This window comes from Streptomyces sp. NPDC058964 (assembly GCF_042741275.1).
Lineage (GTDB): Bacteria > Actinomycetota > Actinomycetes > Streptomycetales > Streptomycetaceae > Streptomyces.
The window spans coordinates 1-1,011 of record NZ_JBHYKH010001091.1 but is presented as its reverse complement, the minus strand read 5'-3'; the positions used below and the strand labels follow the sequence as shown (position 1 = coordinate 1,011).

The following is a 1,011-nucleotide window of genomic DNA, read 5'->3' as shown; positions in this document are numbered from 1 at the left end:
GCTTGGCGTACGAGGAGTCCCCGGTGAACAGGTCCAGGTCGCCGGTCTTCCCGCCGTACTTGAAGGCGTCGCAGGTGGGCTGCGGAACCGTCTCCCACACCGACTCCTGCGCGCCGCGCTGGAAGGTGTTGATGTAGGAGGGGCCGGTGTCCGACGGGCCCGCCTCGCAGTTGCCGGGCGAGTTGCCGTAGCCGTAGGTGTTGTCGACGTCCTGGAGCCAGTGCATGCCGTAGACGTCGTCCGTGCCGTACGCCGACCTCAGCTCGCCGGCGATCGGGTCCGGACCGACCGGCACCGTGCCGTCCAGCGGCGCCGGGTACTCGTCCGGCGTGTCCAGCTCGGGGGCGTAGGTCGCCGGCTCGGACGCGTTGTAGGACGAGTTGGTCGGCTGGTCGGCGTGGGTGGGGATCATGTAGGTCTCCATGATCTCCCAGGCGTTGTTGAACCGGTCCCAGTCGCCGGTCACCTTGCCGTACATGGCCTGGAGCCACAGCAGGTAGCTGTACGCCTCGGACGTGGTCTCGTGCCCGTGGTCCGGCGCCTCCACGATCAGCGTTTCGACCGAGTGGTACGGAATGCCCTCGGGGGAGAAGTAGCCGTTCGCCGGGTCGGTGATCTTCCCGTAGAGCTCCAGGAAGCGGGCGTCGTAATCCTTCTGGGCGCCCAGCTGGGTCACGGTGACCGAGGCCTTGCCGTGGCCGGGGGCCGTCGACTCGAAGACCGCCGAGCCGGTGCCGGAGGCGTCGGCCGCGATGGTCACCTCCTGGGCGGTGTCCCAGTTCGCCGGGGTGAAGGTGAGGCTCGCCCCGGCGGAGACCGACAGGCCGGGTGTACGTCTCCTCGCCGACGCCGCCCTCCCACGTCACCAAGAGCGAGGTGTCGTCGACCGACTCGACCGTGCCCCTCGCCCGGTCGTCGCTGCCGGCGGTGCACTTCAGGCGGATCGTCCGGGTGCCGGACTCCTCGCGGGGGGGGCCGCGGGCCACCCTCCCGCCCGGGGGGGACGAGTGT

The 1,011-nt window shown here is 70.3% G+C and carries 1 protein-coding gene and 1 pseudogene; one reads left to right on the top strand and one right to left on the bottom strand.

The window, feature by feature from the left end; all coding sequences use genetic code 11:
* A pseudogene (locus tag ACFW2E_RS47890) lies at positions 1–826 on the bottom strand (glycoside hydrolase family 48 protein); the annotation flags it as partial.
* Positions 827–828: 2 nt separating this feature from the next.
* Between ACFW2E_RS47890 and ACFW2E_RS47885 the strand changes: the two are divergent.
* Positions 829–1,011, top strand: a 183-nt coding sequence (locus ACFW2E_RS47885; protein ID WP_384478705.1) for a hypothetical protein, incomplete at its 3' end; no start/stop codon positions are given.